The 26,635-nt window shown below is 58.6% G+C and carries 30 protein-coding genes; 22 read left to right on the top strand and 8 right to left on the bottom strand.

Annotated elements, in window-relative coordinates; genetic code table 11:
- The first annotated feature begins 181 nt into the window (after positions 1-181).
- Positions 182-1,486 carry a GntP family permease gene (locus tag PMYSY11_RS01705; protein ID WP_150548144.1) on the top strand — a complete coding sequence of 435 codons (1,305 nt, stop codon included), beginning with the start codon at positions 182-184 and terminating at the stop codon, positions 1,484-1,486.
- A 149-nt stretch (positions 1,487-1,635) separates the two neighbouring features.
- On the top strand, positions 1,636-1,812 hold the full coding sequence (locus PMYSY11_RS01700) for a DUF1161 domain-containing protein (protein WP_150549636.1): 177 nt from the start codon (positions 1,636-1,638) through the stop codon (positions 1,810-1,812).
- A 15-nt stretch (positions 1,813-1,827) separates the two neighbouring features.
- On the opposite strand, the gene PMYSY11_RS01695 is transcribed toward PMYSY11_RS01700, so the two are convergent.
- Complete coding sequence (locus PMYSY11_RS01695) at positions 1,828-2,475, bottom strand: HAD family hydrolase (RefSeq protein ID WP_150548143.1); 648 nt, start codon at positions 2,473-2,475, stop codon at positions 1,828-1,830.
- A 211-nt stretch (positions 2,476-2,686) separates the two neighbouring features.
- Here PMYSY11_RS01695 and PMYSY11_RS01690 point away from each other — a divergent pair, with 211 nt between their 5' ends.
- Together PMYSY11_RS01690 and PMYSY11_RS01685 are read left to right on the top strand one after the other, a co-directional pair.
- Complete coding sequence (locus PMYSY11_RS01690; protein WP_090515602.1) at positions 2,687-4,012, top strand: sulfite oxidase; 1,326 nt, start codon at positions 2,687-2,689, stop codon at positions 4,010-4,012.
- An 8-nt stretch (positions 4,013-4,020) separates the two neighbouring features.
- The gene (locus tag PMYSY11_RS01685; RefSeq protein ID WP_069902374.1) at positions 4,021-4,395 is read left to right on the top strand and encodes a hypothetical protein; all 375 of its coding nucleotides are present in this window, start codon (positions 4,021-4,023) and stop codon (positions 4,393-4,395) included.
- A gap of 38 nt (positions 4,396-4,433) precedes the next feature.
- Here PMYSY11_RS01685 and PMYSY11_RS01680 read toward each other — a convergent pair whose 3' ends face one another.
- A complete protein-coding gene (locus tag PMYSY11_RS01680) occupies positions 4,434-4,976 on the bottom strand; it encodes a gamma carbonic anhydrase family protein (RefSeq protein ID WP_069902373.1) in 543 nt (180 codons plus the stop codon).
- A 188-nt stretch (positions 4,977-5,164) separates the two neighbouring features.
- On the opposite strand from PMYSY11_RS01680, the gene prlC reads away from it, so the two are divergent.
- Genes prlC through PMYSY11_RS01665 form a run of 3 tightly spaced genes read left to right on the top strand, consistent with a single transcriptional unit; the run spans position 5,165 to position 8,261 of the window.
- Entirely contained in the window at positions 5,165-7,213 is a 2,049-nt protein-coding gene (gene prlC / locus PMYSY11_RS01675; protein ID WP_150548142.1) for an oligopeptidase A, read from the top strand.
- Positions 7,210-7,491 (top strand): YheV family putative zinc ribbon protein, encoded by a 282-nt coding sequence (locus PMYSY11_RS01670; protein ID WP_150548141.1) that lies wholly within the window; start codon positions 7,210-7,212, stop codon positions 7,489-7,491. Before prlC ends, PMYSY11_RS01670 begins: the two co-directional genes overlap by 4 nt.
- Positions 7,491-8,261 carry a DUF1835 domain-containing protein gene (locus tag PMYSY11_RS01665; protein WP_150548140.1) on the top strand — a complete coding sequence of 257 codons (771 nt, stop codon included), beginning with the start codon at positions 7,491-7,493 and terminating at the stop codon, positions 8,259-8,261. The genes PMYSY11_RS01670 and PMYSY11_RS01665 overlap by 1 nt, the downstream gene beginning before the upstream one ends.
- 21 nt (positions 8,262-8,282) lie before the next feature.
- Here the strand turns inward: PMYSY11_RS01665 and PMYSY11_RS01660 are convergent, their stop codons facing one another.
- Positions 8,283-9,071 carry an AraC family transcriptional regulator gene (locus PMYSY11_RS01660; RefSeq protein WP_150548139.1) on the bottom strand — a complete coding sequence of 263 codons (789 nt, stop codon included), beginning with the start codon at positions 9,069-9,071 and terminating at the stop codon, positions 8,283-8,285.
- An 82-nt stretch (positions 9,072-9,153) separates the two neighbouring features.
- Between PMYSY11_RS01660 and PMYSY11_RS01655 the strand changes: the two genes are divergently transcribed.
- The 4 genes from PMYSY11_RS01655 to PMYSY11_RS01640 all read left to right on the top strand — a co-directional run bounded on the left by PMYSY11_RS01655 (position 9,154) and on the right by PMYSY11_RS01640 (position 13,145).
- Entirely contained in the window at positions 9,154-10,164 is a 1,011-nt protein-coding gene (locus tag PMYSY11_RS01655) for a bile acid:sodium symporter family protein (protein ID WP_069902368.1), read from the top strand.
- A gap of 188 nt (positions 10,165-10,352) precedes the next feature.
- The gene (locus PMYSY11_RS01650) at positions 10,353-11,126 is read left to right on the top strand and encodes an N-acetyltransferase (protein WP_150548138.1); all 774 of its coding nucleotides are present in this window, start codon (positions 10,353-10,355) and stop codon (positions 11,124-11,126) included.
- Between the two features lie 69 nt (positions 11,127-11,195).
- The gene (locus PMYSY11_RS01645; RefSeq protein ID WP_150548137.1) at positions 11,196-12,254 is read left to right on the top strand and encodes a PA0069 family radical SAM protein; all 1,059 of its coding nucleotides are present in this window, start codon (positions 11,196-11,198) and stop codon (positions 12,252-12,254) included.
- A 162-nt stretch (positions 12,255-12,416) separates the two neighbouring features.
- On the top strand, positions 12,417-13,145 hold the full coding sequence (locus tag PMYSY11_RS01640; protein WP_069902364.1) for a carbonic anhydrase: 729 nt from the start codon (positions 12,417-12,419) through the stop codon (positions 13,143-13,145).
- On the opposite strand, the gene PMYSY11_RS01635 is transcribed toward PMYSY11_RS01640, so the two are convergent.
- Complete coding sequence (locus tag PMYSY11_RS01635; RefSeq protein ID WP_069902363.1) at positions 13,134-13,796, bottom strand: hypothetical protein; 663 nt, start codon at positions 13,794-13,796, stop codon at positions 13,134-13,136. The genes PMYSY11_RS01640 and PMYSY11_RS01635 overlap by 12 nt on opposite strands.
- A gap of 363 nt (positions 13,797-14,159) precedes the next feature.
- Between PMYSY11_RS01635 and coxB the strand changes: the two genes are divergently transcribed.
- The 4 genes from coxB to PMYSY11_RS01615 are packed head-to-tail and all read left to right on the top strand — an operon-like array spanning position 14,160 to position 18,341.
- Positions 14,160-15,284: a cytochrome c oxidase subunit II gene (gene coxB, locus PMYSY11_RS01630; RefSeq protein ID WP_075723414.1), complete on the top strand. Its 1,125-nt coding sequence runs from the start codon at positions 14,160-14,162 to the stop codon at positions 15,282-15,284.
- 5 nt (positions 15,285-15,289) lie between these two features.
- Entirely contained in the window at positions 15,290-16,879 is a 1,590-nt protein-coding gene (ctaD, locus tag PMYSY11_RS01625) for a cytochrome c oxidase subunit I (protein ID WP_069902361.1), read from the top strand.
- 2 nt (positions 16,880-16,881) lie between these two features.
- Positions 16,882-17,433 carry a cytochrome c oxidase assembly protein gene (locus tag PMYSY11_RS01620; RefSeq protein ID WP_069902360.1) on the top strand — a complete coding sequence of 184 codons (552 nt, stop codon included), beginning with the start codon at positions 16,882-16,884 and terminating at the stop codon, positions 17,431-17,433.
- An 11-nt stretch (positions 17,434-17,444) separates the two neighbouring features.
- Complete coding sequence (locus tag PMYSY11_RS01615; protein ID WP_150548136.1) at positions 17,445-18,341, top strand: cytochrome c oxidase subunit 3; 897 nt, start codon at positions 17,445-17,447, stop codon at positions 18,339-18,341.
- A 29-nt stretch (positions 18,342-18,370) separates the two neighbouring features.
- Here the strand turns inward: PMYSY11_RS01615 and PMYSY11_RS01610 are convergent, their stop codons facing one another.
- Entirely contained in the window at positions 18,371-18,574 is a 204-nt protein-coding gene (locus PMYSY11_RS01610; protein ID WP_069902358.1) for a twin transmembrane helix small protein, read from the bottom strand.
- Between the two features lie 95 nt (positions 18,575-18,669).
- On the opposite strand from PMYSY11_RS01610, the gene PMYSY11_RS01605 reads away from it, so the two are divergent.
- From PMYSY11_RS01605 to PMYSY11_RS01585, 5 genes are read left to right on the top strand one after another with little or no spacing between them, the layout of a single operon-like run.
- The gene (locus PMYSY11_RS01605) at positions 18,670-19,401 is read left to right on the top strand and encodes an SURF1 family protein (RefSeq protein WP_150548135.1); all 732 of its coding nucleotides are present in this window, start codon (positions 18,670-18,672) and stop codon (positions 19,399-19,401) included.
- Positions 19,376-19,972 carry a hypothetical protein gene (locus tag PMYSY11_RS01600; protein WP_150548134.1) on the top strand — a complete coding sequence of 199 codons (597 nt, stop codon included), beginning with the start codon at positions 19,376-19,378 and terminating at the stop codon, positions 19,970-19,972. Before PMYSY11_RS01605 ends, PMYSY11_RS01600 begins: the two co-directional genes overlap by 26 nt.
- Before the next feature lie 58 nt (positions 19,973-20,030).
- Positions 20,031-21,077, top strand: a complete 1,047-nt coding sequence (locus PMYSY11_RS01595; protein WP_150548133.1) for a COX15/CtaA family protein — start codon at positions 20,031-20,033, stop codon at positions 21,075-21,077.
- 23 nt (positions 21,078-21,100) lie between these two features.
- Positions 21,101-22,000, top strand: a complete 900-nt coding sequence (gene cyoE / locus PMYSY11_RS01590; protein WP_069902354.1) for a heme o synthase — start codon at positions 21,101-21,103, stop codon at positions 21,998-22,000.
- Between the two features lie 12 nt (positions 22,001-22,012).
- Positions 22,013-22,642, top strand: a complete 630-nt coding sequence (locus PMYSY11_RS01585) for an SCO family protein (RefSeq protein ID WP_150548132.1) — start codon at positions 22,013-22,015, stop codon at positions 22,640-22,642.
- A 29-nt stretch (positions 22,643-22,671) separates the two neighbouring features.
- Here PMYSY11_RS01585 and cysQ read toward each other — a convergent pair whose 3' ends face one another.
- Complete coding sequence (gene cysQ / locus PMYSY11_RS01580) at positions 22,672-23,490, bottom strand: 3'(2'),5'-bisphosphate nucleotidase CysQ (RefSeq protein ID WP_150548131.1); 819 nt, start codon at positions 23,488-23,490, stop codon at positions 22,672-22,674.
- Positions 23,487-24,053 carry an ADP compounds hydrolase NudE gene (nudE, locus tag PMYSY11_RS01575; protein ID WP_069902351.1) on the bottom strand — a complete coding sequence of 189 codons (567 nt, stop codon included), beginning with the start codon at positions 24,051-24,053 and terminating at the stop codon, positions 23,487-23,489. Before nudE ends, cysQ begins: the two co-directional genes overlap by 4 nt.
- 230 nt (positions 24,054-24,283) lie before the next feature.
- Between nudE and yrfG the strand changes: the two genes are divergently transcribed.
- Entirely contained in the window at positions 24,284-24,946 is a 663-nt protein-coding gene (gene yrfG / locus PMYSY11_RS01570; protein ID WP_069902350.1) for a GMP/IMP nucleotidase, read from the top strand.
- Between the two features lie 78 nt (positions 24,947-25,024).
- On the opposite strand, the gene lysM is transcribed toward yrfG, so the two are convergent.
- Positions 25,025-25,465, bottom strand: coding sequence for a peptidoglycan-binding protein LysM (gene lysM, locus PMYSY11_RS01565; RefSeq protein ID WP_069902349.1), 441 nt, complete (start codon positions 25,463-25,465; stop codon positions 25,025-25,027).
- 196 nt (positions 25,466-25,661) lie between these two features.
- Between lysM and PMYSY11_RS01560 the strand changes: the two genes are divergently transcribed.
- Positions 25,662-26,555, top strand: coding sequence for a LysR family transcriptional regulator (locus tag PMYSY11_RS01560; protein WP_150548130.1), 894 nt, complete (start codon positions 25,662-25,664; stop codon positions 26,553-26,555).
- Positions 26,556-26,635: the final 80 nt, after the last annotated feature.

The following is a 26,635-nucleotide window of genomic DNA, read 5'->3' as shown; positions in this document are numbered from 1 at the left end:
CTGATCGGCACTAACGCCCGGCTCGGGTTTTAACGCGCCGCATCACACAAAGCCTCAAACAAAACCTTATTTCAGCGGCACTTCCATGCGGCGTGGCTCTCTTTTGCTGCCATAAACCACTTCGCCCTGAATAAAGCGCAGCGCCGCCAAACAATAAATATAAAAACACAAGGAACAGCTAATGCTTACGCTAAGTTACATCGGCTTGATCGCTGGTTTAGGACTGCTGGTACTGCTCACCATGCGCGGTATCAACATCATCATCGCCGCACTGGTCTGCGCTGTTCTGGTGGCGCTCTCGAGCCAGATGAACCTGAGCGAAGCGATGCTGGTTTACTACATGAATGCGTTCACCAAGTTCTTTGCCACTTGGTTTCCAGCTATTTTGCTCGGTGCAATATTTGGCCGTTTGATGGATGACAGCGGCGCAGCTCTGGCGATTGCCCAGAAAGCCAAAAACACCCTCGGCGAATCACGTGCAATCCTCGCAGTAGTCGCAGCAGGGGCGATTTTGACCTACGGTGGCGTAAGTGTATTCGTTGTCGGCTTTACGCTTTACCCAATTGCCTTTGAGTTATTTCGCAGCGCCAATATTCCCCACAGAATGATCCCCGCAGCCATCATTTTTGGCTCCATCTCTTTCACGATGGTCTCCCCCGGATCACCTGAAATCCAGAATCTGATCCCCACAACCTACTTCGGAACTACTGCAACAGCAGGAGGGCTGATTGGCGTGATGATGGGGCTGCTGATCATGGTCGCTGGCGGTTTTGCCATGCGCTTTATGGTTCGCCGGGCACAAGCGGCCGGCGAAGGGTTTGACTTGCCTGCGGGGCATCCACAACAGGCAGACCAGCGGATTACGACTATCGGCTTTTTCAGTGCGCTGATCCCGTTAATCATCCTGGTGGGCGGGTTCAACTTGCTCTCTGAATTTATCCCGGTGATCGACTCACTGTTGCTGGCGATTTTGATGAGCCTGCTGGTTGGCTACCTACTCTATCGCCGATCAGTCCCGAGCCTGTCGAATATGCTCACGGTCGGCACTGAAAACGCCTTGGTTGCGATCGCCAACACCTGCGCTGTGGTTGGGTTCGGTGCAGTCGCCTCGAAGTCTCCGGCCTTTCAGAGCGTAGTTGCAGTGCTCACTGACATGCCGGGTATGGAGTACGCGGGGCTCGCGATTGCTGTAACTGTGATTGCCGGTATCACCGGCTCTGCATCGGGCGGTCTGGGCATTGCGCTACCCATTCTGGCACCCATCTACCAAGGCATGGGCTTGGACAATGGCGCAATGCACCGTATCTCCGCGCTGGCCTCTGGCGGTCTCGACTCGCTGCCACACAATGGCTACGTGGTGACGACAATTCGCGCAATTTGCCGCGAGACTCATGATCGCGCCTACCCAGCGGTATTTGTCGTGAGCGTACTCTTACCTCTACCGGTGTTGGCGCTGGCAGTGGTTCTCTACACCCTGTTCACCTGACATCAACCCACCAATGGCGGCAACCACTGTCGTCATTGGCATTTCACAGCTGCCTGCAAAACAAACCCCTGTGGATAAAACTAGTGGCTAATCGCCGTGTCCAAACAATATCAATCGATGTTTGCGAGGCAATTACCATGAAACGCGCGATGCAAAAATGCAGCGCTGTAATTCTCCTGACCCTGCTCAGCAGCGCAGCGCTGGCCGCAGGCGTGGCCAGCTACACGCTGGAAATCGTGCCTAACGATGAGGTCAGCGATGAGACGATGGTGGTGGGGAGCTGCGATGGCGGCACCCAGAAAATCATCTATCAGCGTAACGACTGACCAGCCGTCATCAGGCTAACCAGCAAACGCCTGGTGCAGCTGCATGACAGACTCAAAATGATAGTTCGGGGCTTGCGCCTCAAGCTCTTCACGGCTGCCGAATCCGTAGCCAACCGCCGCCACATCAAGGCCATTGCGCTGCCCGCCGATAAGGTCGTGCTTGCGGTCGCCAATCATCAGCGAACGTTCGGGCGCAATGCCTTCACACGCCAACAGATGGGCAATCAACTCGACCTTGTTGGTGCGGGTGCCGTCCAGCTCGCTGCCGTAGATCACCTTGAAGTGACGAGAGAAACCGAAGTGCTCGGCGATCTTGCTGGCAAACACTGTTGGTTTGCTGGTCGCGATGTACAGGGTTCGCTGCTGCGCCTCAAGCATATGCAAAAGCTCGCTGATACCGGCAAACACCTGATTCTCATAGAGCCCGACATCGGCAAACCGCTCCCGATAGAAGTTCACCGCCTGCCAGCCACGGGCCTCGTCCATCGCGTAGGTCTGCATAAAGCACTGCAGCAGCGGCGGGCCGATGAAGTGCTCAAGCGCCTGTAACTCTGGCTCATCAATTCCCAGTCGCGACAAGGCGAACTGCACCGAACGGGTGATGCCCTCACGCGGGTCGGTGAGTGTGCCATCGAGGTCAAACAGAATGTTCTGGTAATGCATAAGCCGCCCGCGCAAAGCCGAGAGTATGAAGTGGCGCCACCTTACAAAAAAGCGCGCGCCGATCAAACCGCCAACGCACATCTGGACCATAACCATTCAACTATCTGGCCGTTGTGCATGGCGCATCTGGTGGTCATTGTCAGACTGCAAAGTACAGCGCCCGATAGATTTCGCCGCTGCCAATGACAATAAAAACCAAGAGAGGCCGAGCATGTCGAAAGAGGTTAAGCCGACCGAACGTGGCATTCACGCGTTATATGCCGAAGATCCGTTGAAAGCAGAGAAGCTATTGTGGGACCGCGAACCTGAGTCTGATCGCCGCGGATTTCTCAAACGCAGCAGCTTGCTGGCGATGGCCTCCGCCTTGGGAGCAAGTATTCCTTTCGCCCGTTACTTGCCGCTGGGCATGATCCCCGCCGGGCTGGCACATGCTGAGGAGCCGTTCAGCATTGAGGGCAAAGATGGCCTCAAGGTGCTTAACGACCGACCGCTGAACGCCGAAACACCGGCCCACTTATTGGATGATGCAATCACCCCGGCACGGCATATGTTTGTCCGCAACAACGGTATTGTGCCGGCACCCAAAGAGCTGGATGCCGCCAACTGGACGCTGGAAATTGCTGGCGAGTCCTGCGTTACGCCGACCACCTTCTCAATTGCCGATTTACAGTCGCGCTTCAAGCACTACACCTATCAACTGGTGATTGAGTGCGGCGGCAACGGCCGCAGCGAGTTTGTGCCTGCTGCCAGCGGCAACCAATGGACAGTGGGCGCTGTCGGCTGCCCAACCTTCACCGGCGTGCGTTTGCGTGACGTGCTCGAAGCCTGCGGGATCAAGAAGGATGCGGTGTATATCGGCTATTACGGCGCCGATTTACACCCCAGTGGCGACCCGAGCAAACATGCCATATCGCGCGGCGTGCCCATGTCCAAGGCGTTGGAGGATGAAACCCTGATTGCCTGGGCCATGAACGATCAGGCGATTCCTTATCTCAACGGTCAGCCATTGCGACTGGTCTGCGGCGGCTGGCCTGCCTCGACATCGGGCAAGTGGCTGAAAAAGATTGTGGTGCGCAACAAGGTTCACGATGGCAACAAAATGGCAGCGCCGTCTTACAGCGTGCCGAAGTATCCGGTGGCGCCCGGCAGCGAAGTGCCACCTGAAGACATGCAGATTATTCACTCGATGCCGGTGAAGTCGCTGATCACCTTCCCCAAATCCGGAATCAGCCAGCCACTCGATAAAACGTTGCAAGTACGTGGTCACGCATGGGCGGGCGACCTTGAAGTGAGTGAAATGCATGTATCCACAGACTTCGGCGTAACCTGGCAAAAGGCCAAACTCGAAGCACCGGCGAATCGTCTGGCGTGGCAGCACTGGAGCGCCGACCTGAGCTTTGCCGAAAAGGGCTATTACGAAGTGTGGGCGCGGGCAGTCGACAGTGAGGGCAAATCGCAACCGATGCTGGTCCCCGGCTGGAACCCCAAGGGCTATTTGAATAACGCCTGCCATCGCATCGCGGTGCAAATTGTTTAGGAGAACCCATGGCCCACTCAATTACCTTAGGCCTGGTCATGCTCGGGTTGTTATCGGCACCCGTTCATGCAGCCGAAACCGATCCGGCAAGCGGCCTGATCATCGCTGAGGGCTGGGAAACCGTGCGCAATAACTGCACGGCGTGTCACTCGGCCAAACTGGTTACGCAGAACAGTGGCAGCCGCCAACATTGGCTCTCGCTGATTCGCTGGATGCAGGACAAACAAGGGCTTTGGCCCTTTGACCCGAAAACCGAGACGGTGATTCTCGACTACTTGAGTAGCGAGTATGGTGCCAAGGCCGAAACCCGGCGACCGGCGCTGCTGGCCGAGCAACTGCCGGATAATCCTCTGCGCAAACCCGCCGCTAAACCGGCGCAGTAAAGCCATGTGCCCGGCCCGCAGTGCGGGCCGGTTACGTATCAGTGCGAGTAGCCTTCCATCAGGTGCTGGTCTTTCAGGCGCACGTAATTGTCGGCGGTGTAGCGGAAGTAGCTGAGTTCCTTTTCGGTAAGCGCGCGGGCTTGTTTGGCCGGGCTACCGACATACAGATAACCACTTTGCAGGCGCTTGCCGGGCGGCACCAGGCTGCCGGCGCCGAGCACGACCTCATCCTCGATCACCACGCCGTCCATGACGATGCTGCCCATGCCGATCAGAATCCGGTTGCCAATGCTGCAACCGTGCAGCGTGACCTTGTGGCCCACCGTGACATCGTCGCCAATATTCAGCGGATAACCGGCCGGATTGAACGGCCCGGCATGGGTAATGTGCAGCACGCTGCCATCCTGAATACTGCTGCGCTGACCAATGCGAATGCTGTGCATGTCGCCGCGAATGACCACCAGCGGCCAGACCGAGCTGTCGTCACCGATCTCGACGTCGCCCAACACCACAGAAGTCGGGTCAACGAACACCCGCTCGCCAAGTTGCGGAGTGAATTGCTGAAAAGAACGAATGGACACGATAGTTTCCTCTTGGCTGCGATTCGTCTGAATTCTAATTATTATGGCTGCCATGTGGGTTGTTAATTCGCCATCGCGACCCAATTAACCTGTTATTACGGCTGAACTGCTGTGGATAAGTTCGCTCTTATCACGCTCGACAACCCCCAGCTCAGCCAAGCCATTCTCTGAACGCAAGGTGCCTGCCTGTGACCGCTAGCAATCCGCTACTCCAGAACTTCGATCTGCCGCCTTATTCAGCCATTCGCCCTGAGCACGTAGAGCCGGCGATTGATGCCATTCTTGCTGACAACCGCGCCGCGATGGCCAAGTTGCTTGACGAACAGGCGAGCACGCCGACGTGGGCAGGGCTGGTGTTGCCACTTGATGAGATGAATGAACGCCTGGGTCGTGCATGGAGCCCGGTGAGCCACTTGAATGCGGTGTGCAATAACGCCGAACTGCGTGGCGCTTATGAGGCATGCCTGCCGAAGCTGTCGGAATACTGGACCGAAATCGGCCAGAACCAGACGCTGTTCAAGGCTTATCAAGCGCTCGCCAACAGCCCGGAAGCGGCCGGCTACGACGTAGCCCAGAACACTATTTTGCAACACGCCCTGCGTGACTTCCGCTTGTCGGGTATCGACCTGCCAGAAGCCCAGCAGCAGCGTTACGGCGCCATCCAGATGAAACTCTCGGAGCTGGCCAGCCGTTTCTCCAACCAACTGCTGGACGCAACACAGGCCTGGAGCAAGCACATCACCGACGAGGCTGATCTTGCCGGCCTCACCGAGTCGGCAAAAATGCAGATGGCTCAGGCCGCACAAGCCAAAGGCCTTGAAGGCTGGCTGGTGACGCTGGAATTCCCAAGCTACTTCGCGGTGATCACCTATGCCGATGATCGCGCCCTGCGTGAAGAAATTTACGCCGCCTACTGTACCCGCGCCTCGGACCAAGGCCCGAACGCTGGCCAGAACGACAATACGCCGGTCATGGCCGAGATTCTCGAACTGCGCCAAGAACTGGCCAAGCTGCTCGGCTACGCCAACTTCTCCGAGTTGAGCCTTGCCAGCAAGATGGCCGAGAGCAACGAGCAGGTGCTCAACTTCCTGCGTGATCTGGCCGTGCGCAGCAAGCCGTTTGCCGCCCAGGACCTGGCTGAACTGCAAGCCTTTGCTGCCGAGCAGGGCTGTAACGACCTGCAGAGCTGGGACGTTGGCTACTACGGCGAAAAGCTGCGCGAGCAGCGTTACAGCATCTCGCAAGAAACCCTGCGCGCCTACTTCCCGGTCGACAAAGTACTCAGCGGCCTGTTCGCCATTGTCGAGAAGCTTTACGGCATCCAGATCAAGGAGCTGAGCGGCTTCGACAGCTGGCATGCGGATGTGCGTCTGTTCGAGATCAGCGAGAACGGCCAGCCGGTCGGACGCTTCTTCTTCGACCTTTACGCCCGCGCCAACAAGCGCGGCGGTGCCTGGATGGATGGTGCACGTGACAAGCGTCGCGCTGCCGATGGCACGCTGATCAGCCCGGTGGCGAATCTGGTGTGCAACTTCACTCCGGCGGTTGGCGGCAAGCCTGCGCTGCTGACCCACGATGAAGTCACCACGCTGTTCCACGAATTCGGTCACGGCCTACATCACCTGCTCACCCGCGTTGAACACGCCGGTGCCTCTGGCATCAACGGCGTGGCGTGGGATGCGGTCGAATTGCCAAGCCAGTTCATGGAAAACTGGTGCTGGGAGCCGGAAGGTCTGGCGCTGATTTCGTCCCATTACGACTCGGGCGAAGCCTTGCCTGAAGACTTGCTCGACAAGATGCTGGCGGCGAAAAACTTCCAGTCCGGCCTGATGATGGTGCGTCAGCTGGAGTTCTCGTTGTTCGACTTCGAACTGCATGCCACCCATGGCGATGGCCGCAGCGTGATGCAGGTGCTGGACAGCATCCGCGATGAAGTTTCAGTACTGCGTCCGCCCCAGTACAACCGCTTCCCCAACAGCTTTGCGCACATCTTCGCCGGCGGCTACGCAGCGGGTTACTACAGCTACAAGTGGGCTGAAGTGTTGTCTGCCGATGCCTTCTCGCGGTTCGAGGAAGAAGGCGTATTCAACAGTGAAACCGGCCGTGCATTCCGTGAAGCGATTCTGGCACGCGGTGGCTCGCAGGAGCCGATGGTGCTGTTCGTTGATTTCCGTGGCCGCGAGCCAAGCATCGACGCACTGCTGCGCCATCTGGGCCTGACTCAGGAGGCAGCATGAGCGACGCACCGCGTCAGGTGACGCCCAAGCGCTTTATCGCCGGCGCCGTATGCCCGGCGTGTAGCGCGCAGGACACGGTAAAAATGTGGGACGAAGACGGCGTGCCGCATCGCGAATGCGTGAGCTGCGGTTACATCGACACGCTCAACGCACAGGGCCAGTCGGTGCCGAAAGAACTCGGTACCCGGGTCAATAAGGCCGCGACCAAACCGGCGCAGCCGAAAGGCCAGACAGTGCAGTTCTTCCCCAACCCGAAACTGAAAAAGCCTGCCGAGTAATGTGGCATTTAACCTGTGGCGATTTGGCGGCCGAAAGCATCAAGCCCCTGCTTGATGAGCAAGCGGCCAAAACGCTGCGGGTTATGCGCGACGATCTGGCCGTTGGCCCGCTGCACGATGTGGATGCAGCACCTTGTGCTGCGCGGGCAGCTTTCTGGCAGAAGGTGTGGCCGCAAAGCGTGCAACCGCAACCCGATTTTTGCAGCACTTTAAGCGAAGATGCCAAGTGGCTGGCTGCGCTGAATCAGCAAACGCAAGCTGTGACCGTCTGGCATGGCGACAGCTGTTCAGAGCAACTGCTTCTGGCCCGCGTTGCTGCGGCGTTGGAACACTCTCAAGCTACGCTTTTCGAGGTGGCCTGTGGCAGCAGTGATAGCCGGGTGGCCACGCGCAAAGCCGTTTCGATGCGCGCGCCACAGGAGCTGGTCGCGCTGTATCAGCCGAAGCGCATTGCGGCCGATCGCCAACAGCAACTTGCTGCGCAGTGGCGCGCTGTACTCGCGGACTCATCCGGGGTCAGACGCTGGCAGCACGGCCAGTTCAGCGGCGAAGATTACACCGCGACAGACCAGCGTTTGCTGCACTTTGCCCAAGCACAGTGGCTGCCTTTAACGCGTGTCATGGCATGCGTAATGGCCGAGTGCGACGGCTTCTTTGCCACCGACTTTTTCCTCTGGTGGCGGGTGCGCGAACTCGCCGCGAACGGGCAACTGTTGCTTGCCTCGCCGCCAGAGCAAAACCTTGCTGAGCAACAGGTAAAGCGCGCATAACAGTCCCAATCGTGGCGGACGCTAACGAAAGAACTCGCCTGGCGTTGCACCGAAATGCTGGCGAAATGCGGCGATAAAAGCCGAAATCGAATCGTAACCACAGGCCAATGCCACATCAGTTACGCGCGCGCCCTGCTCCAGTGGCGTCAATGCGCCCAGCAGGCGTAAGCGCTGGCGCCATGCACGAAACGTAAGGCCGGTGTCCTGCACAAACAAACGGCTAAGGGTGCGCTCCGAGACGCCGAGAAGCTGGCTCCAGTCGGCCAGTGTGGCGTGCTGCTCGGGATTATCTTGCAGGCTCAGACACAGCTGTTGCAGCCGTGAATCGTGCGGCATTGGCAGCACCAGATCGACTTCCCGCGCCACCCGCAACTGATCCAGCAACACTTGCGCAAGCCGTCCGCCCTCGCCTGCCTCGTCGTATTCCGCTGGCAGTTCGCTGAATGCGCTGATCAGTTCGCGCAGTAACGGGCTCACCGCCAGCACCCGACAGCTATCCGCCGCCCAGCCAGTCACCGAGCAGTCGATATACAGGCTGCGCATTTCGGTGCGCGAGGAACTCGACACCTGATGCACCAGCCCGGCGGGCACCCAAACGGCACGCTGCGGCGGGGCGACATAACGGGCGTTTTCAGTTTGCACCTCAAGCACCCCGGCAATCGCATAAGACAATTGCACCCACGGATGACTGTGCCGAAATGTCAGTGCCCGGTTCGGCAACGACTCGACGCGGCCATAAAGCGGGCGCGGCAAGGCTTGCAGCTCGGGGAGCGAGCGGTGCACGGCGCTGTTTTGTCTGTTTGGCGACATTCGCTGGCTCTTTGGCGTTAGCCGGAAATTTGTCAACAGAGTAGTGTCTGTCTCAACCTGCCTGCAAGTACGAGATTTGAACATGTCACTCAAGCGTTTCCTGCCCGATAACTTCACCTGCGCACTGGTTGCAGTGGTTGCCATCGCCAGCCTGTTTCCCGCCAGCGGCCAAACTGCGGTGGCCTTCGGTTGGATCACCAACCTTGCCATCGGCCTGCTGTTTTTCCTGCACGGCGCCAAGCTCTCACGCCAGGCGATCATTGCCGGTGCCGGCCACTGGCGTCTGCATTTGCTGGTGTTCGCCTGCACCTTCATCCTGTTCCCATTGCTGGGGCTGGCGCTGAAACCCTTGCTGTCGCCGATGGTCGGCGATGAGTTGTATCTGGGCATGCTCTATCTCTGTGCCCTGCCCGCCACCGTGCAGTCGGCTATCGCCTTCACCTCACTGGCGCGCGGCAACATTCCAGCGGCTATTTGCAGCGCGGCGGCCTCCAGCTTGTTTGGCATTTTCCTGACGCCGATTCTGGTCGCACTGCTGCTGAACGTGCACGGTGAAGCCGGTTCTACGCTCGATGCGATTGGCAAGATCACCCTGCAATTACTCGTGCCCTTTGTCGCCGGCCAGATCGCCCGTCGCTGGATTGGCGAGTGGGTCGGCCGCAACAAGAACTGGCTGAAATTCGTCGATCAAAGCTCGATTCTGCTGGTGGTCTATACCGCCTTCAGCGCCGCAGTTATCGAAGGGCTGTGGCATCAAGTGCCGCTGCAAACACTTATCGGTCTGGTTGTGGCTTGCTGCATCCTGCTGGCGTTGGCGCTGCTGGCGACACACCTGCTGGGCAAGTGGCTGGGCTTCAATATTGAAGACCGTATTACCATTCTTTTCTGCGGTTCGAAGAAGAGCCTCGCCACCGGCGTGCCGATGGCTCAGGTGCTATTTGCCAGCAGCACCATCGGCCTGCTGATTCTGCCGCTGATGCTGTTCCACCAAATTCAATTGATGGTCTGCGCGGTCATCGCCCAGCGTTATGCGCAGCGCCCCGAAGGCATCAACATCACTGCAACCGACCAGCCAACCGGCTCCAAAGGCTGACACACAGGTCGACGCCCATCGTTAGAGAGGAGCCAGGGCAGGCGCGTTTGCTCAAGCTGAACGCAATCTTTATGCATCCGTTATGCGACCCATAACCGCTCGGCTGGCAGGCTGAAAATCGCCTTGCCAGTCGCCTGGTTCTGCGGTTGTCTGGCTGGGTGCAGCGCAGAACCACAAGGAGGTTTGCCATGCAATTTGGAATCAAGGGACAACCGGCTCCCGAACTGCGAATAACCGATTGGGTGGATCGACACGGCCAGCCCCTAGCGCCTTTCCGGCTCAGCGAGCATGCCGGCAAAGTGCGTGTTATCTACTGTTTCCAAGCATGGTGCCCGGGCTGCCACAGCCACGGTTTCCCGACTCTACAGAGCCTGATTACTGAATTCAAAGACCAACCTGTGGTGTTTGCCGTGGTGCAGAGCGTGTTCGAAGGGCACCGCGAAAACGGCCCCGAGAAACGCGCGGAAAACGCCGAGCTTTATCAGCTCGACCTGCCCTTCGGTCAGGACGACGGATTACCGCGTCCCACAATCATGAGTGACTACCGCACTGGGGGCACGCCGTGGTTTATCGTGATTGACCGCAATGGCGTGGTTGTCGCCAACAACTATCGCCCGGAAAATCTCGCCGCAACCATCAGCGCCGCACTCGACAGCACACCGGCCGAACCATCGCCAAGCCGGATCACGGTCAGCCACAATCCGGCGCATCAGCGCTTCGAGGTCGACTTTGGCGACGGCGCCAGCGGCCAGCTGATTTATCGCAAAGAGGGCCAAACCCTGTACCTGACGCACACCGAAGTCCCCGCCAATCGTCGTGGCGAGGGTTTGGGCGCGATTTTGATGGAGCACTGCCTGGAAGCTATCGAGAAGCTTGGCTACAAGGTGGTGCCGGTGTGCTCGTACACCCGCGTCTATCTGATCCGGGCTAAGCGATGGGCGCATCTGCTGGCGAAAGGTTAAACCGACAAACAGTTGTAAAGGCCTCGATTTTATACTGTATATTTAGCCAGTAAAATTCGAGGCTATTTTATGAACGCTCCCCTGCCACCCCGCGGGCGCGGCACTGCCAGCAACCCTGCCAACCGCTACGCACCGACGCAGATAATCGCCAGTGATGACGGCTGGTTTCAGGAAGTACCGCCTACGCAGGCGACCGAAGTGCGCCTCGAAACAGCCAAATCGATCATCACCCGCAATCAGTCGCCCGATTTACCGTTTGATCGCTCGATCAATCCGTACCGAGGCTGTGAGCACGGCTGCATCTACTGCTACGCAAGGCCCAGCCATGCGTACTGGGATCTGTCACCCGGCATCGATTTCGAGACCCGGCTCATAGCCAAACACAATGCCCCGGCCATGCTTGAACAGCAGTTGAGCAAGCCCGGTTACGTGTGCGCGCCGATTAACCTTGGCTCCAATACCGACCCGTATCAGCCTATCGAGCGCCAGCAACAATTGACCCGGCGCACCCTTGAAGTGCTGCTCAATTATCGTCATCCGCTGACCATCATCACCAAGGGCTCGCTGATCTTGCGCGACCTCGACCTGCTCACCGAGTTGGCCAAGCAGCGTTTGGTGGCGGTGATGATCAGCCTGACCACGCTGGACGATGAGCTTAAGCGTATCCTGGAGCCGCGCGCCGCTTCGCCATCCGCAAGGCTACGGGCGATTCGGGTGCTGCGCGAAAATCGTATTCCGGTGGGCGTGTTGTGTTCACCCATGATCCCGATGATCAACGACATGGAGCTTGAGCATCTGGTTGAGGCGGCTGCACAAGCGGGCGCGCAAAGTGCGTCTTACATGTTTTTGCGCTTGCCGCGTGAAGTGGCGCCACTGTTCGAGGAGTGGCTGCACGCGCATTATCCGCAGCGCGCCGAGCATGTCTTGAGTCTGGTGCGCCAAAGCCGTGGCGGCGAGCTTTACGACAGTCGCTTTGGCAAGCGTTTCAGCGGCGAAGGCGCATTTGCCGAGCTGCTCTCGCAACGCTTTAAGGTGGCGCTCAAACGCAATGGTCTGGCGCAGCGCGAGCGCTTCAATCTCGATTGCTCGGCGTTCTGTCCGCCCGGCGGTCAGCTGTCGCTGCTGTAGCCCTGCGCTTTGCCGAACAGGCCGGAACGGTAATAAACTTGGAGTTTATTACACGCAACTGTGACCCGAACTCCTTGTAATGTGTCCAGTCTTAACTGGGCTTGCCAGTAGCACGCTGTACTGGCGCCCGCCGATTTCAGCAGGTTGATAGAGGTTTGCAGCATGGGTAAATTTAATCCGTCTAATGCTCAGCACGCCGCAAGCGCCGAAGTTGCGCTGCAGCACATCACTGATGGCGTTCAGCGCTTTCGTGAGAATGTATTCCCTGAGCAACAAGCACTGTTCAAGAAACTCGCGCACCAGCAAACCCCGCACGCGATGTTTATCACATGCGCTGACTCGCGCATTGTTCCCGAACTGATTACTCAGAGCGATCCGGGCGACCTGTTCGTCACCCGTAACGTCGGTAACGTTGTGCCGCCTTACGGCCAGATGATGGGCGGCGTTTCGACCGCCATCGAATACGCGGTAATGGCGCTGGGCGTACACCACATCATCATCTGCGGCCACTCCGACTGCGGTGCGATGAAAGCAGTTCTTGACCCGCAAACCCTCGAACGCATGCCGACCGTCAAGGCCTGGCTGCGCCATGCCGAGGTGGCCAAGACCGTGGTAGCGGAAAACTGCGGCTGCGCGGATCACAGCACATTGGGCACGCTGACCGAAGAGAACGTCATCGCTCAGCTCGACCATCTGCGCACGCATCCGTCGGTCGCCGCGCGACTGGCCAGCGGGCAGTTGTTCATTCATGGCTGGATGTACGACATTGAAACCGGCGAAATTCGCGGCTACGACGCGGAGAGCGGCAACTTCAAGAAGATCGGTGACGGTCCTCTGCCGATGGCCACACCCCGCGCGCGTTATCTCAATTCGCAGTCTTCAGACAGCTGATTGAATATCCGCCTGCTGTAGCTCCAGCTCAACCCCGAGCTGGCGCGACAAGCATGGCCAGCGCTTCCAGGCAGCCTCGACCGTCGGGTCGTTGAGGCGCTCACGGTAAGCATGCACCGAGGCCTGATCAAAGGTTTCGCTGTCGAGCAAACCGTCCAGCGCCTGCTGCACTGCCTCATCCAACTGGTTGGCAAACGTCTCGCCAATCAGTTGATGAGCAATAAGATTGGCCACCGTGGTATCCAGCGGAATCAAGGGCTGGCCAAGGTGGGCGATATAGCGGTCGTTAACTTCCTCCACCAACCTGTGCGCCAGATAAGCCTCATCCAACAGGCAATCGAGCCCCTCATGCCCGGCCATGACTGGCGGCGGGTGCAGAAAGAACTCTTCGGCAACTTTCAGTACCGGTTTGATCTGCAACTCGATACCCGCTTCACGCGCCACCTGATTGGCTGCGTCGAGCATGTCGGGCACCTGCTCGATGTAAGCGTGCACAAACCGGCCAAGCACACCTGCGGTATCGGCTCCGGTAAGCCGGATAGCCGGATGCAGGGCATCAATGCTGGCAGACAATTGATCGGCGAGACGCGGCTGTTGCGCCTCCTGTTGCTGGGCGCGCTGAATCAGCGTGCGCAAAGCGGCAATATTCATGACTACTCCATAACCAGGACATGAACGACTACATTAGCTGGAGAATCTCCAGCGCTAAGATTTGATTGTCATAATTTATTAACGCTTATGCGACAGCGCTATATCTCGGTGCACAAAAAAACTTTCTCGCCCCAGACCCGCACTGCCTCTAAGACACGCTCGACAACGCCACGGAGTTTTTCGGTTTGGCATTGCGGGCCGACAAGTGGCGTCTATACTCGAATTCGAAAGGCAGTATCTGATGGAACCGGACGGGCTTTAGGCACGGATAGGTTTCGACAGTTGTCGCCAGTTCCTTGGCAGTCGATCCCTTAGCCGCAGGCTTCGCCGGCGGGATAACAAGAACCATAAGGGGAACCCGCAATGTCGCGACATCCACACGTTTGGATGGGTATCCTGCTGTGGTTGGTTTTCGGCACCGCTCAGGCCAGTTGGACCACCAACATGACCCCTGGCGCGACCGAAGTCAGCCGCTCGGTATTCGACCTGCACATGACCATTTTCTGGATCTGCGTCGTCATCGGCGTTGTGGTCTTTGGTGCCATGATCTGGTCGATGATTATCCATCGTCGCTCCACCGGCCAGGAGCCTGCACACTTCCATGAAAGCACCACTGTCGAGATTCTCTGGACGGTCGTGCCCCTGCTGATTCTGGTAGTCATGGCGGTGCCTGCAACCAAGACCCTGATCAATATCTATGACAGCTCGGAGTCGGATCTCGACATCCAGGTCACGGGTTATCAGTGGAAATGGCACTACAAGTATCTGGGCCAGGATGTTGAGTTCTTCAGCAACCTGACCACGCCGCAAGCCCAAATCAATAATCAGGAAGCCAAAGGCGAGAATTACCTGCGCGAGGTCGACAACCCGTTGGTGATTCCGGTGGACGCCAAAGTGCGCTTTTTGATCACGTCAGCAGACGTCATACATGCGTGGTGGGTGCCGGCGATGGCGGTGAAGAAAGACGCCATCCCCGGCTTCATCAACGAATCCTGGACACGCATGGACACGCCCGGCACCTATCGCGGCCAATGCGCCGAGCTGTGCGGCAAGGACCACGGCTTCATGCCGATTGTGGTCGAGGTCAAATCCAAGCCGGACTTCGAAGCCTGGCTGGCCAAGCGTAAGGAAGAAGCGCTGGCCGAGAAGGAACTGACCAGCAAGGAGTGGACGCTGGAAGAACTCAGCGCCCGCGGCGAAAAAGCCTATGCCACCAACTGCGCCTCATGCCATCAGGCCAACGGCGAAGGTTTACCGCCAATGTTCCCGGCGTTGAAAGGCTCATCAGTCGCAACCGGCCCGGCAGAGGAGCATATCCACACAGTGGTCGAGGGCCGTCCTGGCACTGCAATGGCCGCGTTCGGCAAGCAACTGTCGGAAGTCGATATCGCTGCAATCATCACTTACGAGCGCAATGCCTGGGGTAACAAAGTGGGCGACATGGTTACGCCTAAAGACATCCTCGATTTCAAAAAGGCTAAGGAGTAAGGGACATGAGTGCAGTGATCGATCACGGTCATGCCGGACATGACCATCACCACGGCCCGGCCAAGGGGCTGATGCGTTGGGTGTTGACCACCAACCACAAAGACATCGGCACCATGTACCTGTGGTTCAGCTTCGCCATGTTCCTTCTCGGCGGCAGCTTTGCCATGGTTATCCGCGCCGAACTGTTCCAGCCGGGCTTGCAGATTGTCCAGCCGGAATTCTTCAACCAGATGACCACCATGCACGGCCTGGTAATGGTGTTCGGTGCGGTAATGCCCGCGTTTGTCGGCCTGGCCAACTGGATGATTCCGCTGATGGTCGGCGCGCCGGACATGGCCCTGCCACGCATGAACAACTTCAGCTTCTGGTTGCTGCCCGCGGCGTTTGCGCTGTTGGTCAGCACCTTGTTCATGGAAGGCGGCGGACCAAACTTTGGCTGGACGTTCTACGCCCCGCTCTCAACCACTTACGCGCCCGCCAGCGTGACCTTTTTCATTTTCGCCATTCACCTGATGGGCTTCAGCTCGATCATGGGCGCGATCAACGTGATCGCCACCATCCTCAACCTGCGCGCCCCCGGCATGACGCTGATGAAAATGCCGTTGTTTGTCTGGACCTGGCTGATTACCGCCTTCCTGCTGATCGCAGTAATGCCGGTCTTGGCGGGCGTGGTGACCATGATGCTGATGGACATCCACTTCGGCACCAGCTTCTTCAGTGCGGCCGGCGGTGGTGATCCGGTGCTGTTCCAGCATGTGTTCTGGTTCTTCGGTCACCCCGAGGTGTACATCATGATCCTGCCTGCCTTCGGCGCAGTCAGCTCGATCATCCCGACCTTCGCCCGTAAACCGCTGTTCGGTTACACCTCGATGGTTTACGCGACCGCCTCGATTGCCCTGCTGTCGTTTCTGGTCTGGGCGCACCACATGTTCACCGTGGGCATTCCGCTCACCGGCGAGCTGTTCTTCATGTACGCGACCATGTTGATTGCTGTGCCTACCGGGGTGAAGGTATTCAACTGGGCCAGCACCATGTGGCAGGGTTCGATGACCTTCGAGGCGCCGATGCTGTTCTCGGTGGCCTTCGTGATTCTGTTCACCATCGGCGGGTTTTCCGGGCTGATGCTGGCCATCGCGCCGGCAGACTTCCAGTATCACGACACCTACTTTGTGGTTGCGCACTTCCACTATGTACTGGTGCCAGGCGCCATCTTCGGCATCTTCGCTTCGGCGTATTACTGGCTGCCAAAGTGGACCGGGCACATGTACGACGAAACCCTCGCCAAGCTGCATTTCTGGATGAGTTTCATCGGCATGAACATGGCGTTCTTCCCGATGCACTTTGTCGGGCTGGCAGGCATGCCGCGGCGTATTCCCGACTACAACATGATGTTCGCCAACTTCAACATGATCTCCAGCATTGGCGCATTCGCGTTCGGGGCCACGCAGCTGCTGTTCCTGTTCATCGTCATCAAGTGCATCCGTGGCGGCAAGCCAGCACCGGCAAAACCGTGGGACGGTGCCGATGGCCTAGAGTGGACTGTGCCTTCACCGGCGCCGTACCACACCTTCTCCACTCCGCCTGAAGTGAAGTAGCCATGTCGACCTCGACAGACATCTCACGCCTGATCAAACGCCTGGTCGTTGTGGTGGTGCTGATGTTCGCCTTCGGTTTTGCCCTGGTGCCGATTTACGACGTGATGTGCAAAGCGTTCGGCATCAATGGCAAACCCGATGGCACGGCCTACGAAGGCACACAGGTAATTGATGACAGCCGCGAAGTGCGGGTGCAGTTTCTGGCCACCAACAATGCCGACATGAGCTGGGATTTCTATCCGGAAGGTGACGAAATCACGGTCAATCCCGGCGGCGTCAACCAGATGCTGTTTGTCGCCCACAACCCGACCGACAAGCCCATGACGGCGCAGGCGATTCCCAGTATCGCGCCCTCCGAGGCTGCCGCTTACTTTCACAAGACCGAGTGTTTTTGCTTTAGCCAACAAGTGCTGCAACCCGGCGAAAGAGTCGAGATGCCAGTGCGTTTCATTGTTGATCGCGACATGCCCAAGGATGTGCGTCACCTGACGCTGTCCTACACCCTGTTTGATGTGACTGCGCGTAAACCACCTGTCGCACAGGTGAGCCAATAAGGAGAACAAAGATGGCCGGGGCAAAAACTCATGACCCGTATTACGTTCCCGCTCAAAGCAAATGGCCAATAATCGCCACTGTCGGCATGTTCGTCACCGTTTTCGGGGTCGGCACTTGGTTCAACGACATGAAGGCTGGGCATGAATCATCCCACGGCCCGCTGATTTTCTTTTGCGGCGGGTTGGTGCTGGCCTACATGCTGTTCGGCTGGTTCGGCGCGGTCATCAAAGAGAGCCGGGGCGGCTTGTACAGCCCTCAGATGGACCGTTCCTTCCGCTGGGGCATGAGCTGGTTCATCTTCTCCGAGGTGATGTTCTTTGCTGCCTTCTTTGGCGCCCTGTTCTATGTCCGGCATTTCGCCGGGCCGTGGCTGGGCGGCGAAGGCGACAAGGGCGTTGCCAACATGCTCTGGCCCGGTTTTGAATTTTCCTGGCCACTGCTGAATACGCCAGACCCGCAAAAATACCCGGCGCCGGAAGGCACCATCAGCCCTTGGGGCTTACCGCTGCTGAACACCATTTTGCTGGTGTCTTCCAGCGTGACCCTGACGCTGGCGCACCATGCCATGCGCAAAAACCATCGCACGCCGCTGAAGGTCTGGCTGGCGCTCACCATCATCCTGGGCCTGGCGTTTCTCGGCTTTCAGGCCGAGGAATATATCCACGCCTATAACGAACTGGGCCTGACACTCGGCTCAGGCATCTACGGCGCGACATTCTTCATGCTCACCGGCTTTCACGGGGCGCACGTAACGCTGGGTGTGCTGATGCTGTCGATCATGTTTATCCGCATCCTCAAAGGACACTTCAATGCCGACCAGCACTTCGGTTTCGAGGCCGCCAGTTGGTATTGGCACTTTGTGGATGTGGTGTGGATCGGCCTGTTCGTATTCGTCTACGTGTTGTGAGTCTGCCGGCGGGCTGCTTGCGGCCCGCTTTACCACGTGACATGCGAGGCCAGTTGGCCCGTGTAAAAACCCCAGGCAATCAGTGCCACAGTCAGAACCGCCAGAGAGACCCGAACAGTAAGCGCGTTAACCACCCGTGAGGTGCGGCCTTCGTCCTTGACCAGAAAGAACAGGCCGCTGAACAGACTGACCAGCGTGGCCAGTAACAGCAAAACGATCGCGGCTTTGAGCATTCATGGACTCCTTGGTGAGCAGTGAAGTGATAAGGGGAAATGATGCAATGCAGCTTCAGTATAGTCCGCCAGCAACAGCCAGCCGCGAGCGCGCCATGAGCCGCTTTCGCCCCGGCTGGCTGCCAACCTGCGTGGTCTTGCTGCTGATGCCGGTACTCATCGGGCTGGGCTTCTGGCAGCTCCAGCGCGCGCAGGAAAAACGCGAAATCATGGCGGCCAATGCCCTGCGGGAAATGGCCGCGCCCATCAGCCTGGTGCAAGCGCAAGCGCTGGCAAAACCGGCTTACACCCGGGTAAAGCTGGTCGGCCGTTTCGACGCGCAACACAGCCTGTATCTGGATAACAGCATTCGCGACGGGCATGTCGGCCTCGAAGTGCTGCAACCCTTTTTCGATCAGGCCAGCGGCCTTTGGGTGCTGCTCAATCGCGGTTGGCTGGCGTGGCCGGATCGTCGCGTGCAGCCGACTGTGAATACGCCGCAAGGCCCGCAAAGTGTTATCGCCGAAGTCTATGTACCGCTCGGTGGCGGGCTCAATCTGGCCAACAGCGAGGCGGACGCAGGCTGGCCGCAGTTAATCAGCAAAGTCATGCCAACAGACGTTTGGCAGCGCCTGCAGCGCGACGGCTACGCCTACGAAATGCGCCTCGAAAGTGGCGCCGGTGCTCTGCACACAGGCTGGCCAGTAGTCGCCATGTCGCCTGACACCCATACCGGTTATGCCGTGCAGTGGTTTGCCATGTCGGCGGCGCTGCTCGGCTTGTTTATTTACCTTGGTTTGCACAATGCGCGGGAGACTCGCCATGAACCCAGCAATCACCTTGCCTGAAGTGTCGCCGCAACGTCGCTGGCGCGGCCGTTTGCAGCTAATCCTGATTCTGACCATTGTGATTGGCCCGATGATTCTGGCCACGGCCATGTATCAGTGGCGCTTCTGGGTGCCCGATGCGCGCAATTATCACGGTGAACTGCTGGGCACCGGAACCGGCGTTGCCGATCTGGGCGTTGTCGGCGATCAGGACAAGCGCTGGCAGTTACTGGTCACCGCGCCCGACAGTTGCAATACCGATTGCAAGCAACTGGTGTATCTGGCCCGGCAGATCAATATCGGCCTGAACCGCGAAGCCACCCGCGCCACTCACGCCATTGCGCTGTCCCAGCCGTTGCAGGCCGACTATGACGCGCTGCTCAAGCGCGAATTCCCGCAGCTGTCGCGCTACACCCTCGAGCCGCAAGCCTATGCCGCCACTGTCAGCAAAACGGCCGGCAAGCTCGATGCGCCGCAACTGTGGATCGTCGACCCACACGGCAATCTGGTGCTGCGTTACGCCAACGGCACCAGCGGCAAGGCGATTTTGAAAGACCTGATTCTGCTGCTGAAGATTTCACGCATCGGTTAAAGGCAACGCTGAATACCTGACAAGAGGCGCCCTCGCGCTCAACAGTAAGGCGATAACCATGACCAAACCGGCTTATCGAATTGCCCTGCTCGCCACCCTTCTGGCATTGCTTGTCGTGATGCTCGGCGCCTACACGCGCCTCAGCCATGCCGGCCTCGGTTGCCCGGACTGGCCTGGCTGCTACGGATTTATCGGCGTGCCGATGAGCGAGCACAAGCAAGCGTTGGCCGAAACACGCTTCCCTGCTGCACCGGTTGAGGTCGCCAAGGGTTGGGCCGAGATGATTCACCGCTATTTTGCCGGCAGTCTGGGCCTGGTCATTCTGGGCTTGGCGATCCATGCGCTGCGCAATCGACACCTGCCTGACCAGCCACTGAAACTGCCGGTGTTTTTGCTCGGGCTGGTTATTGTGCAAGCCGCATTTGGTATGTGGACGGTCACGCTAAAGTTGTGGCCGCAAGTGGTAACCGCACATTTGCTCGGCGGTTTCTCGACGCTTTCCCTGTTGTTTTTGCTGACGCTGCGTCTCTCGGGAAAATTTGCCGTGTTGCCGGACATCAGCCAACGCACGCGGCGTCTGGCAATGCTCGGATTGGCGCTGGTAATCGGCCAGATAGCACTGGGCGGCTGGGTCAGCAGCAATTACGCCGCGGTGGCCTGCGTCGATCTGCCAACCTGTCACGGCCAATGGTGGCCGAACATGGACTTTGCCAACGGCTTTCACCTGACCCAGCACATCGGTCCCAATTATCTGGGCGGCCAACTCGACAGCGACGCCCGCACCGCCATCCACATGACCCATCGCATCGGCGCCGTGCTGGTGACGCTCACCCTGCTGACTCTTGCATGGCAATTGCGCGCGCAGGGTTTGCCAAAGCTTTCGTTACTGCTGGTTCTGGCTCTGCTGACTCAGGTCAGTCTGGGCATCAGCAATGTCCTGCTGCACCTGCCACTTGCCGTGGCGGTGGCGCACAACGCCTGCGGCGCGGGCTTGTTGCTGTGCCTGGTACTGATCAACTATCGGCTGCGCCCGGTTGCTCTGCCAGCGAGTTCACCCGCAAAACGCATAGCATCGCTGCCGATCAAGTCGCTGCGTACGGAATAACAATAACGACGAGGAGAGACCCAATGGCTACTCTACTGCGCGAACACACAGCCCGAGCCACTTGGCGCGACTACCTGGAGCTGACCAAGCCACGGGTGGTCGTGTTGATGCTGATCACTTCGCTGGTCGGCATGTTTCTCGCCACGCGCGCCGGTGTGCCGTGGCAGGTGCTGATTTTCGGCAACCTCGGCATCGGCTTGTGCGCAGGCGGCGCGGCGGCGGTGAATCACGTGGTCGACCGGCGAATCGACTCGGTCATGGCGCGCACCCATAAACGACCACTGGCGGAAGGCCGGGTCTCGCCGACAGCGGCGATTAGTTTTGCATTGCTGCTTTCGGTGGCGGGTTTGAGCGTGTTGCTGGCCTTCACCAATGAACTGGCCGCCTGGCTGACACTGGCATCACTGCTCGGTTATGCGGTTCTTTATACCGGCTTTCTCAAGCGGGCCACGCCGCAGAATATCGTGATCGGCGGCCTTGCTGGCGCCGCCCCACCGCTGCTCGGTTGGGTGGCAGTCACCGGCCATGTAGGTGCCGAGCCGTTGCTGCTGGTGTTGATTATCTTTGCCTGGACGCCACCGCATTTCTGGGCGCTGGCGATTCACCGCAAGGCCGAATACGCCAAGGCCAATATTCCGATGCTGCCGGTCACGCATGGCGAGCACTACACCAAGATCCACATCATCCTGTACACCTGCATCATGTTCGCCGTGACGCTGCTGCCTTTTGTTATCCACATGAGCGGCCTGCTGTATCTGGCCTGCGCTGTCGTTTTGGGCGGGCGCTTTATGTTCTGGGCTGTGGTGTTGTACCGTGACTCCCGGCCGCATGCCGCGATCAACACTTTCAAGTACAGTATCTGGTACTTGTTCCTGCTGTTTATCGCGCTGCTGCTCGACCACTATCTGCTGATCAACCTATAGAAAATTGGTGCTATGACCCGTACTCAGAAAACTGTATTTGTGCTCTTCGCCATTGTTGCTCTGGTACTGGGCCTCACCGTTAACAAGGTTCTCAACAGCAAGGGGCAGGCTGATCCGACCAAACTGCTCGATGCGGGAATTGTGCTGCTGCCGCAAAGCCGCAACCTGCCCGACCTTGAACTGACTGACCAGAATGGCCAGCCGTTCAAAGTCAGCCAGTTCAAGGATCAGTGGAGCCTGCTGTTCTTTGGCTACACCTTCTGCCCGGATATCTGCCCGGCCACGCTCGCCGAGCTGCGTCAGATTCGCGGCCAGCTGCCGGCCGAGACGCGTGACAAGTTGCGCATCGTCATGATCAGCGTCGACCCGAACCGCGATACCCCGGAGCAGCTAAAAAAGTACCTGAACTACTTCGATCCGCAGTTCATGGGCCTGACTGCGCCTGAGCCGGTCATCCAGAAACTCGCCAACGCGGTAAGCATCCCGTTCATTCCTGCCGACACCAGCAAGCCCAACTACACCGTCGATCACAGCGGTAATCTGGTAATCATTGGCCCAGACGGCACCCAGCGCGGCTTTATCCGCGCACCGCTGAACAATCAGAAGCTGGTTGAGCAATTACCCGAACTGGTTGCCGAGTAAGCCCAAAAGGCCGTTGAAAAACGGCCTTTTTACAGCGAGCGCGCCATCGCGATCAGCTCATCGCGCCACTGGGCGGCGGCAGGCAGCGCCAGAAACGAAGGGTTGAGCAGCGACTCACGCGCTTCATAGCGCAGCACCTCGCCATTCAGGCGCAGCACTTCACCGCCCGCGCCTTCGAGTACGCCTTGAGCGGCGGCTGTGTCCCACTGCGAAGTTGGCGCCAGCCGCGGATAGAAATCGGCTGTGCCTTGGGCCAACTGACAAAATTTCAGCGAACTGCCCACGCTCACGCAATCCAAATTACCAAAGCGCTGTGCCAACCCTTCGAGCAATTGTTCCTGCTCCGGGCTGGAATGACGGCGACTGGCAACCACGGTGAATGCTGCAACGGGCTGATTACGCACATTAATCGGACGCTCACGGCCATCGGCCTCGGTGAGCTTTGCACCCAGACCTGCACCGCCGGAATAACAGCGCCCGCTGACCGGCAGACCCACCACGCCAAACACCACGCGACCTTCTTCGATCAGCGCGACGTTAACGGTGAATTCGTCGCTGCCACTGATGAATTCCTTGGTGCCATCCAGCGGATCGACCAGCCACCAGCGCTGCCAACTGGCACGCTCACTCAGGGCGATGTCGGCATCTTCTTCAGACAACACGGCAATGCCCGGGTCCAGCGCCTTAAGCCCGTCCATCAGCACGTGGTGCGCGGCCAAGTCTGCGGCAGTCACTGGCGAGGCGTCGGCCTTTTCAGTCACGGCAACGTCCTCGCGCCAGAACGGCAAAATGGCTTTTCCCGCCTCGCGCACTAATTTCTCAACCGCCGGTATCAATGCATGGCTCATGCGCCGAACTCCCCGCGCTGGGTCAGAATATCGCGCGCCAGATACAGCGCCGCCAATGCCCGGCCTTCGCTGAACAGCGGGTTTTCAATCAGCGTTGAGAGTTGCTTGAGGCTGGTTTTCTCAACCCGCATTGGCTCCGGCTCATCGCCCGGCAAGCGCTCCTCATAAAGATCCTGCGCCAGCACCACGTGAATCTTCTGGCTCATATAGCCAGGCGAAAGGCTCAACTCGGCGAGCAATTGCAGCTTGTGCGCCCCGAAACCGGCCTCTTCTTTAAGCTCGCGATTGGCCGCCACCAAAACATCTTCACCCGGCTCGACCAGCCCTTTAGGCAAGGACATCTGATAATCGTCGGTGCCGCCGCAATATTCCTCAACCAGCAAGGCATGCTCGCTGTCGATCATCGCCACCACCATGACCGCGCCGTAACCCGAACCTTTACCGACCAGGCGTTCATAGGTGCGCTCAACGCCGTTACTGAAACGCAGCTGCAACTCTTCAACCCTGAACAAGCGGCTGCTGGCGACAATCTCGCGGGCGAGTACGGTGGGCTTCTGCGGCATGAGTGCGACTCCTTCGGGTGACCTGACGGGTTATCATACCGTGCCTTTGCACGATTCCCCGCTGCAGTTTAGCGGTGTGAGCAACCACTGGGGCAAATCGACCACGGGGCAAAGTTGTCGCAGCGCTCAGGCAAGTAGTTATCCACAGGGGCCAGCAAGTCGTCTTGCGCCGGGTGCTTATGCCTTTAAGCTATCCGGGTTTAATCCACACAGGCTAGGTAAGGCTGAACATGACACACCTGAACTGGAACACGATAGACACTGTTCTGCTGGACATGGACGGCACCCTGCTCGACCTGCATTTCGATAACCACTTCTGGCTCGAACACCTGCCGCAACGCTACGCCGAGCATCACGGTATCAGCCGCGCGCTGGCCGATGCCGAACTGATGCCGCTGTTTCGCGAGCACGCCGGCCAGCTCAACTGGTATTGCACCGATTTCTGGAGCCGCGAATTGCGCTTGTCGATCCCCGACCTCAAGCGTGAAGTTGCCGAACTGATTGCATTGCGCCCGGACGCAGATACCTTTCTGGGGGCGATCCGCAGCGCGGGCAAGCGGGTGATTCTGATCACCAATGCCCACCGCGACTCGTTGTCGCTGAAAATGGAACGCATTGAGCTGGCGCCCTACTTCGAGCGCATGATCAGCTCTCACGACTATGGATTTGCCAAGGAAAACCAGCAGTTCTGGTTTGCCCTGCAAGCCGAGGTCAACTTCGATCCGGCTCGCAGTCTGTTTATTGATGACAGCCTGGCCGTACTGCGCAGCGCCCGCACCTATGGCATCGGCCACTTGCTGGCCGTGCGCGAACCCGACAGCAAGGCGGGGCCGAAAGACACCGAAGAGTTTGCCGCCGTAGACGATTACCGGGAATTGCTCACCGGCCTGTGAGGCAGGCGCGAGCAGCAACTCAGCTAACCATCAGCCGACAGCCCCGCGCGGCGATCAGCCAGCGCGGAGCCTTGTGGATTACTCGGATGGAATACGCAGCACCTGCCCCGGATAAATCTTGTCCGGATGGCTGAGCATCGGCTTGTTAGCCTCGAAAATCTTCATGTAGGCATTAGCATTGCCCAGTTCGGCCTTGGCGATCGCGCTCAGCGTGTCGCCCTTCTTGACGGTAACGAAACGCGCTTCTGGCGCCGGCGTGGCCACGGTGATGTTGTCTTCTACTTCTGAAACGCCTTCGACGTTACCCAGCGCCAGCAGGATCTTCTCCTTCTCCTCCTGAGTCGCGACCTCGCCGCTGGCGGTCACCTTCTCGCCCTCGACGGACAGTTGAATGGCAGGATTGCCCAAACCGACCTTGGCGACGTGCGCTTGCAGTGATTCAGCCGCTTGAGCTTCCGAGCCAACCACTGACTCCCAGAGTTTTACGCCTGCCTCTTTCACGAAACTGAAAATACTCATCGCGATTCCTCTATGTCCTTGGGAAAATTCCGAGTAGCAATTACTCGGAACTCAAAGACTAGACGGTATACGGCGGCCTGCGGCTCCACTCGTCAAACTTTGCTGCATATCTTCTTGCTGATGCCGCTCTCCAGTACCTGCGGCCCCGCTCGGTCGCGATGCAGGCTAGAATCGGGGCGCCCCGGAGGAGCCGCGCATGGACATCAAACAACTCAAATTCCTTATTGCTCTGGATGAGACACGCCACTTTGGCCAGGCGGCGGCACGCTGCCACATCAGCCAGCCGACGCTGTCGATGCGCCTGCGCAACCTTGAGCAAGAGCTGGGTTTACAGTTGGTGCGCCGTGGCCAGCGTTTTGAAGGCTTCAGCGAAGAAGGCGAGCGGATTCTGGCCTGGGCGCGCAGCTTGATGGCCGCACACGATGGCCTGTACGCCGAAGCCGCCGCCTGCCGTGGCCAACTGGTCGGCACCCTGCGGCTTGGCATGGTGCCGTTGGCCGGTTTCGATCCGATGAGCCTGGTGGCCTTTTTCGGCAAAAAACATCCGGGCCTGCATTTTCAGTTGTTCTCGCTTAGCAGCGAGCAGATTCTCGAACGCCTCGGGCGTAACCAGATTGATCTGGGCTTGTCTTATCTCGACCGGCTGGACCGCGAGCATTACGACAGCCTGGAGCTGGCCGACACGCGCATGGGCTTGCTGCACGACAGCCGTCACTTTGCGTTCAGCAACGCGCAATTGAGCTGGGAAAACCTGATCGACCTGCCGCTGGGGTTGCTGTCGAGCGGCATGCATTTTCGCCAGTCTATAGACCACAACTTCCGCTCACGCGGCTTGCTGCCCAAGCCGAAACTGGAAACCGATGCGGTGCATCAGCTCCTGCAAGCGGTGAGTGCCGGCCTGTGTTGCGCCATCATGCCGCTGCGCAGTGGTCTCGCTGACTTTACCGAGCACCTGACACTCACGCCAATTGAAGACGCCCACACACTTGCGCCACTGGGTTTGATCATGCGTCGCAATGCGCCGCGCTCGGCACTGGCTGAAGCCTGCTTCGATGAGACCCGCAGTTTCCAGCCCGATGCCGTGGAGTAACGCAATCATAGACGGCATCTATCAATGGATCAGCCATAGCGATTAGACGCTGCCCCTTGATGCCACCTAAGCTAATGAGA

Origin of the sequence: Pseudomonas marincola, assembly GCF_900682675.2 — a bacterium.
Lineage (GTDB): Bacteria > Pseudomonadota > Gammaproteobacteria > Pseudomonadales > Pseudomonadaceae > Aquipseudomonas > Aquipseudomonas marincola.
The sequence above is the reverse complement of the archived record's forward strand: the minus strand, read 5'-3'. Positions and strand labels throughout refer to the sequence as shown.

Coding starts and splice junctions, on each gene's coding strand:
- PMYSY11_RS01705 (WP_150548144.1), top strand. CDS start 182: ATGCTTACGCTAAGTTACATCGGCTTGATCGCTGGTTTAGGACTGCTG.
- PMYSY11_RS01700 (WP_150549636.1), top strand. CDS start 1,636: ATGCAAAAATGCAGCGCTGTAATTCTCCTGACCCTGCTCAGCAGCGCA.
- PMYSY11_RS01695 (WP_150548143.1), bottom strand. CDS start 2,475: ATGCATTACCAGAACATTCTGTTTGACCTCGATGGCACACTCACCGAC.
- PMYSY11_RS01690 (WP_090515602.1), top strand. CDS start 2,687: ATGTCGAAAGAGGTTAAGCCGACCGAACGTGGCATTCACGCGTTATAT.
- PMYSY11_RS01685 (WP_069902374.1), top strand. CDS start 4,021: ATGGCCCACTCAATTACCTTAGGCCTGGTCATGCTCGGGTTGTTATCG.
- PMYSY11_RS01670 (WP_150548141.1), top strand. CDS start 7,210: ATGAGCGACGCACCGCGTCAGGTGACGCCCAAGCGCTTTATCGCCGGC.
- PMYSY11_RS01665 (WP_150548140.1), top strand. CDS start 7,491: ATGTGGCATTTAACCTGTGGCGATTTGGCGGCCGAAAGCATCAAGCCC.
- PMYSY11_RS01660 (WP_150548139.1), bottom strand. CDS start 9,071: ATGTCGCCAAACAGACAAAACAGCGCCGTGCACCGCTCGCTCCCCGAG.
- PMYSY11_RS01655 (WP_069902368.1), top strand. CDS start 9,154: ATGTCACTCAAGCGTTTCCTGCCCGATAACTTCACCTGCGCACTGGTT.
- PMYSY11_RS01650 (WP_150548138.1), top strand. CDS start 10,353: ATGCAATTTGGAATCAAGGGACAACCGGCTCCCGAACTGCGAATAACC.
- PMYSY11_RS01645 (WP_150548137.1), top strand. CDS start 11,196: ATGAACGCTCCCCTGCCACCCCGCGGGCGCGGCACTGCCAGCAACCCT.
- PMYSY11_RS01640 (WP_069902364.1), top strand. CDS start 12,417: ATGGGTAAATTTAATCCGTCTAATGCTCAGCACGCCGCAAGCGCCGAA.
- PMYSY11_RS01635 (WP_069902363.1), bottom strand. CDS start 13,796: ATGAATATTGCCGCTTTGCGCACGCTGATTCAGCGCGCCCAGCAACAG.
- coxB (WP_075723414.1), top strand. CDS start 14,160: ATGTCGCGACATCCACACGTTTGGATGGGTATCCTGCTGTGGTTGGTT.
- ctaD (WP_069902361.1), top strand. CDS start 15,290: ATGAGTGCAGTGATCGATCACGGTCATGCCGGACATGACCATCACCAC.
- PMYSY11_RS01620 (WP_069902360.1), top strand. CDS start 16,882: ATGTCGACCTCGACAGACATCTCACGCCTGATCAAACGCCTGGTCGTT.
- PMYSY11_RS01615 (WP_150548136.1), top strand. CDS start 17,445: ATGGCCGGGGCAAAAACTCATGACCCGTATTACGTTCCCGCTCAAAGC.
- PMYSY11_RS01610 (WP_069902358.1), bottom strand. CDS start 18,574: ATGCTCAAAGCCGCGATCGTTTTGCTGTTACTGGCCACGCTGGTCAGT.
- PMYSY11_RS01605 (WP_150548135.1), top strand. CDS start 18,670: ATGAGCCGCTTTCGCCCCGGCTGGCTGCCAACCTGCGTGGTCTTGCTG.
- PMYSY11_RS01600 (WP_150548134.1), top strand. CDS start 19,376: ATGAACCCAGCAATCACCTTGCCTGAAGTGTCGCCGCAACGTCGCTGG.
- PMYSY11_RS01595 (WP_150548133.1), top strand. CDS start 20,031: ATGACCAAACCGGCTTATCGAATTGCCCTGCTCGCCACCCTTCTGGCA.
- cyoE (WP_069902354.1), top strand. CDS start 21,101: ATGGCTACTCTACTGCGCGAACACACAGCCCGAGCCACTTGGCGCGAC.
- PMYSY11_RS01585 (WP_150548132.1), top strand. CDS start 22,013: ATGACCCGTACTCAGAAAACTGTATTTGTGCTCTTCGCCATTGTTGCT.
- cysQ (WP_150548131.1), bottom strand. CDS start 23,490: ATGAGCCATGCATTGATACCGGCGGTTGAGAAATTAGTGCGCGAGGCG.
- nudE (WP_069902351.1), bottom strand. CDS start 24,053: ATGCCGCAGAAGCCCACCGTACTCGCCCGCGAGATTGTCGCCAGCAGC.
- yrfG (WP_069902350.1), top strand. CDS start 24,284: ATGACACACCTGAACTGGAACACGATAGACACTGTTCTGCTGGACATG.
- lysM (WP_069902349.1), bottom strand. CDS start 25,465: ATGAGTATTTTCAGTTTCGTGAAAGAGGCAGGCGTAAAACTCTGGGAG.
- PMYSY11_RS01560 (WP_150548130.1), top strand. CDS start 25,662: ATGGACATCAAACAACTCAAATTCCTTATTGCTCTGGATGAGACACGC.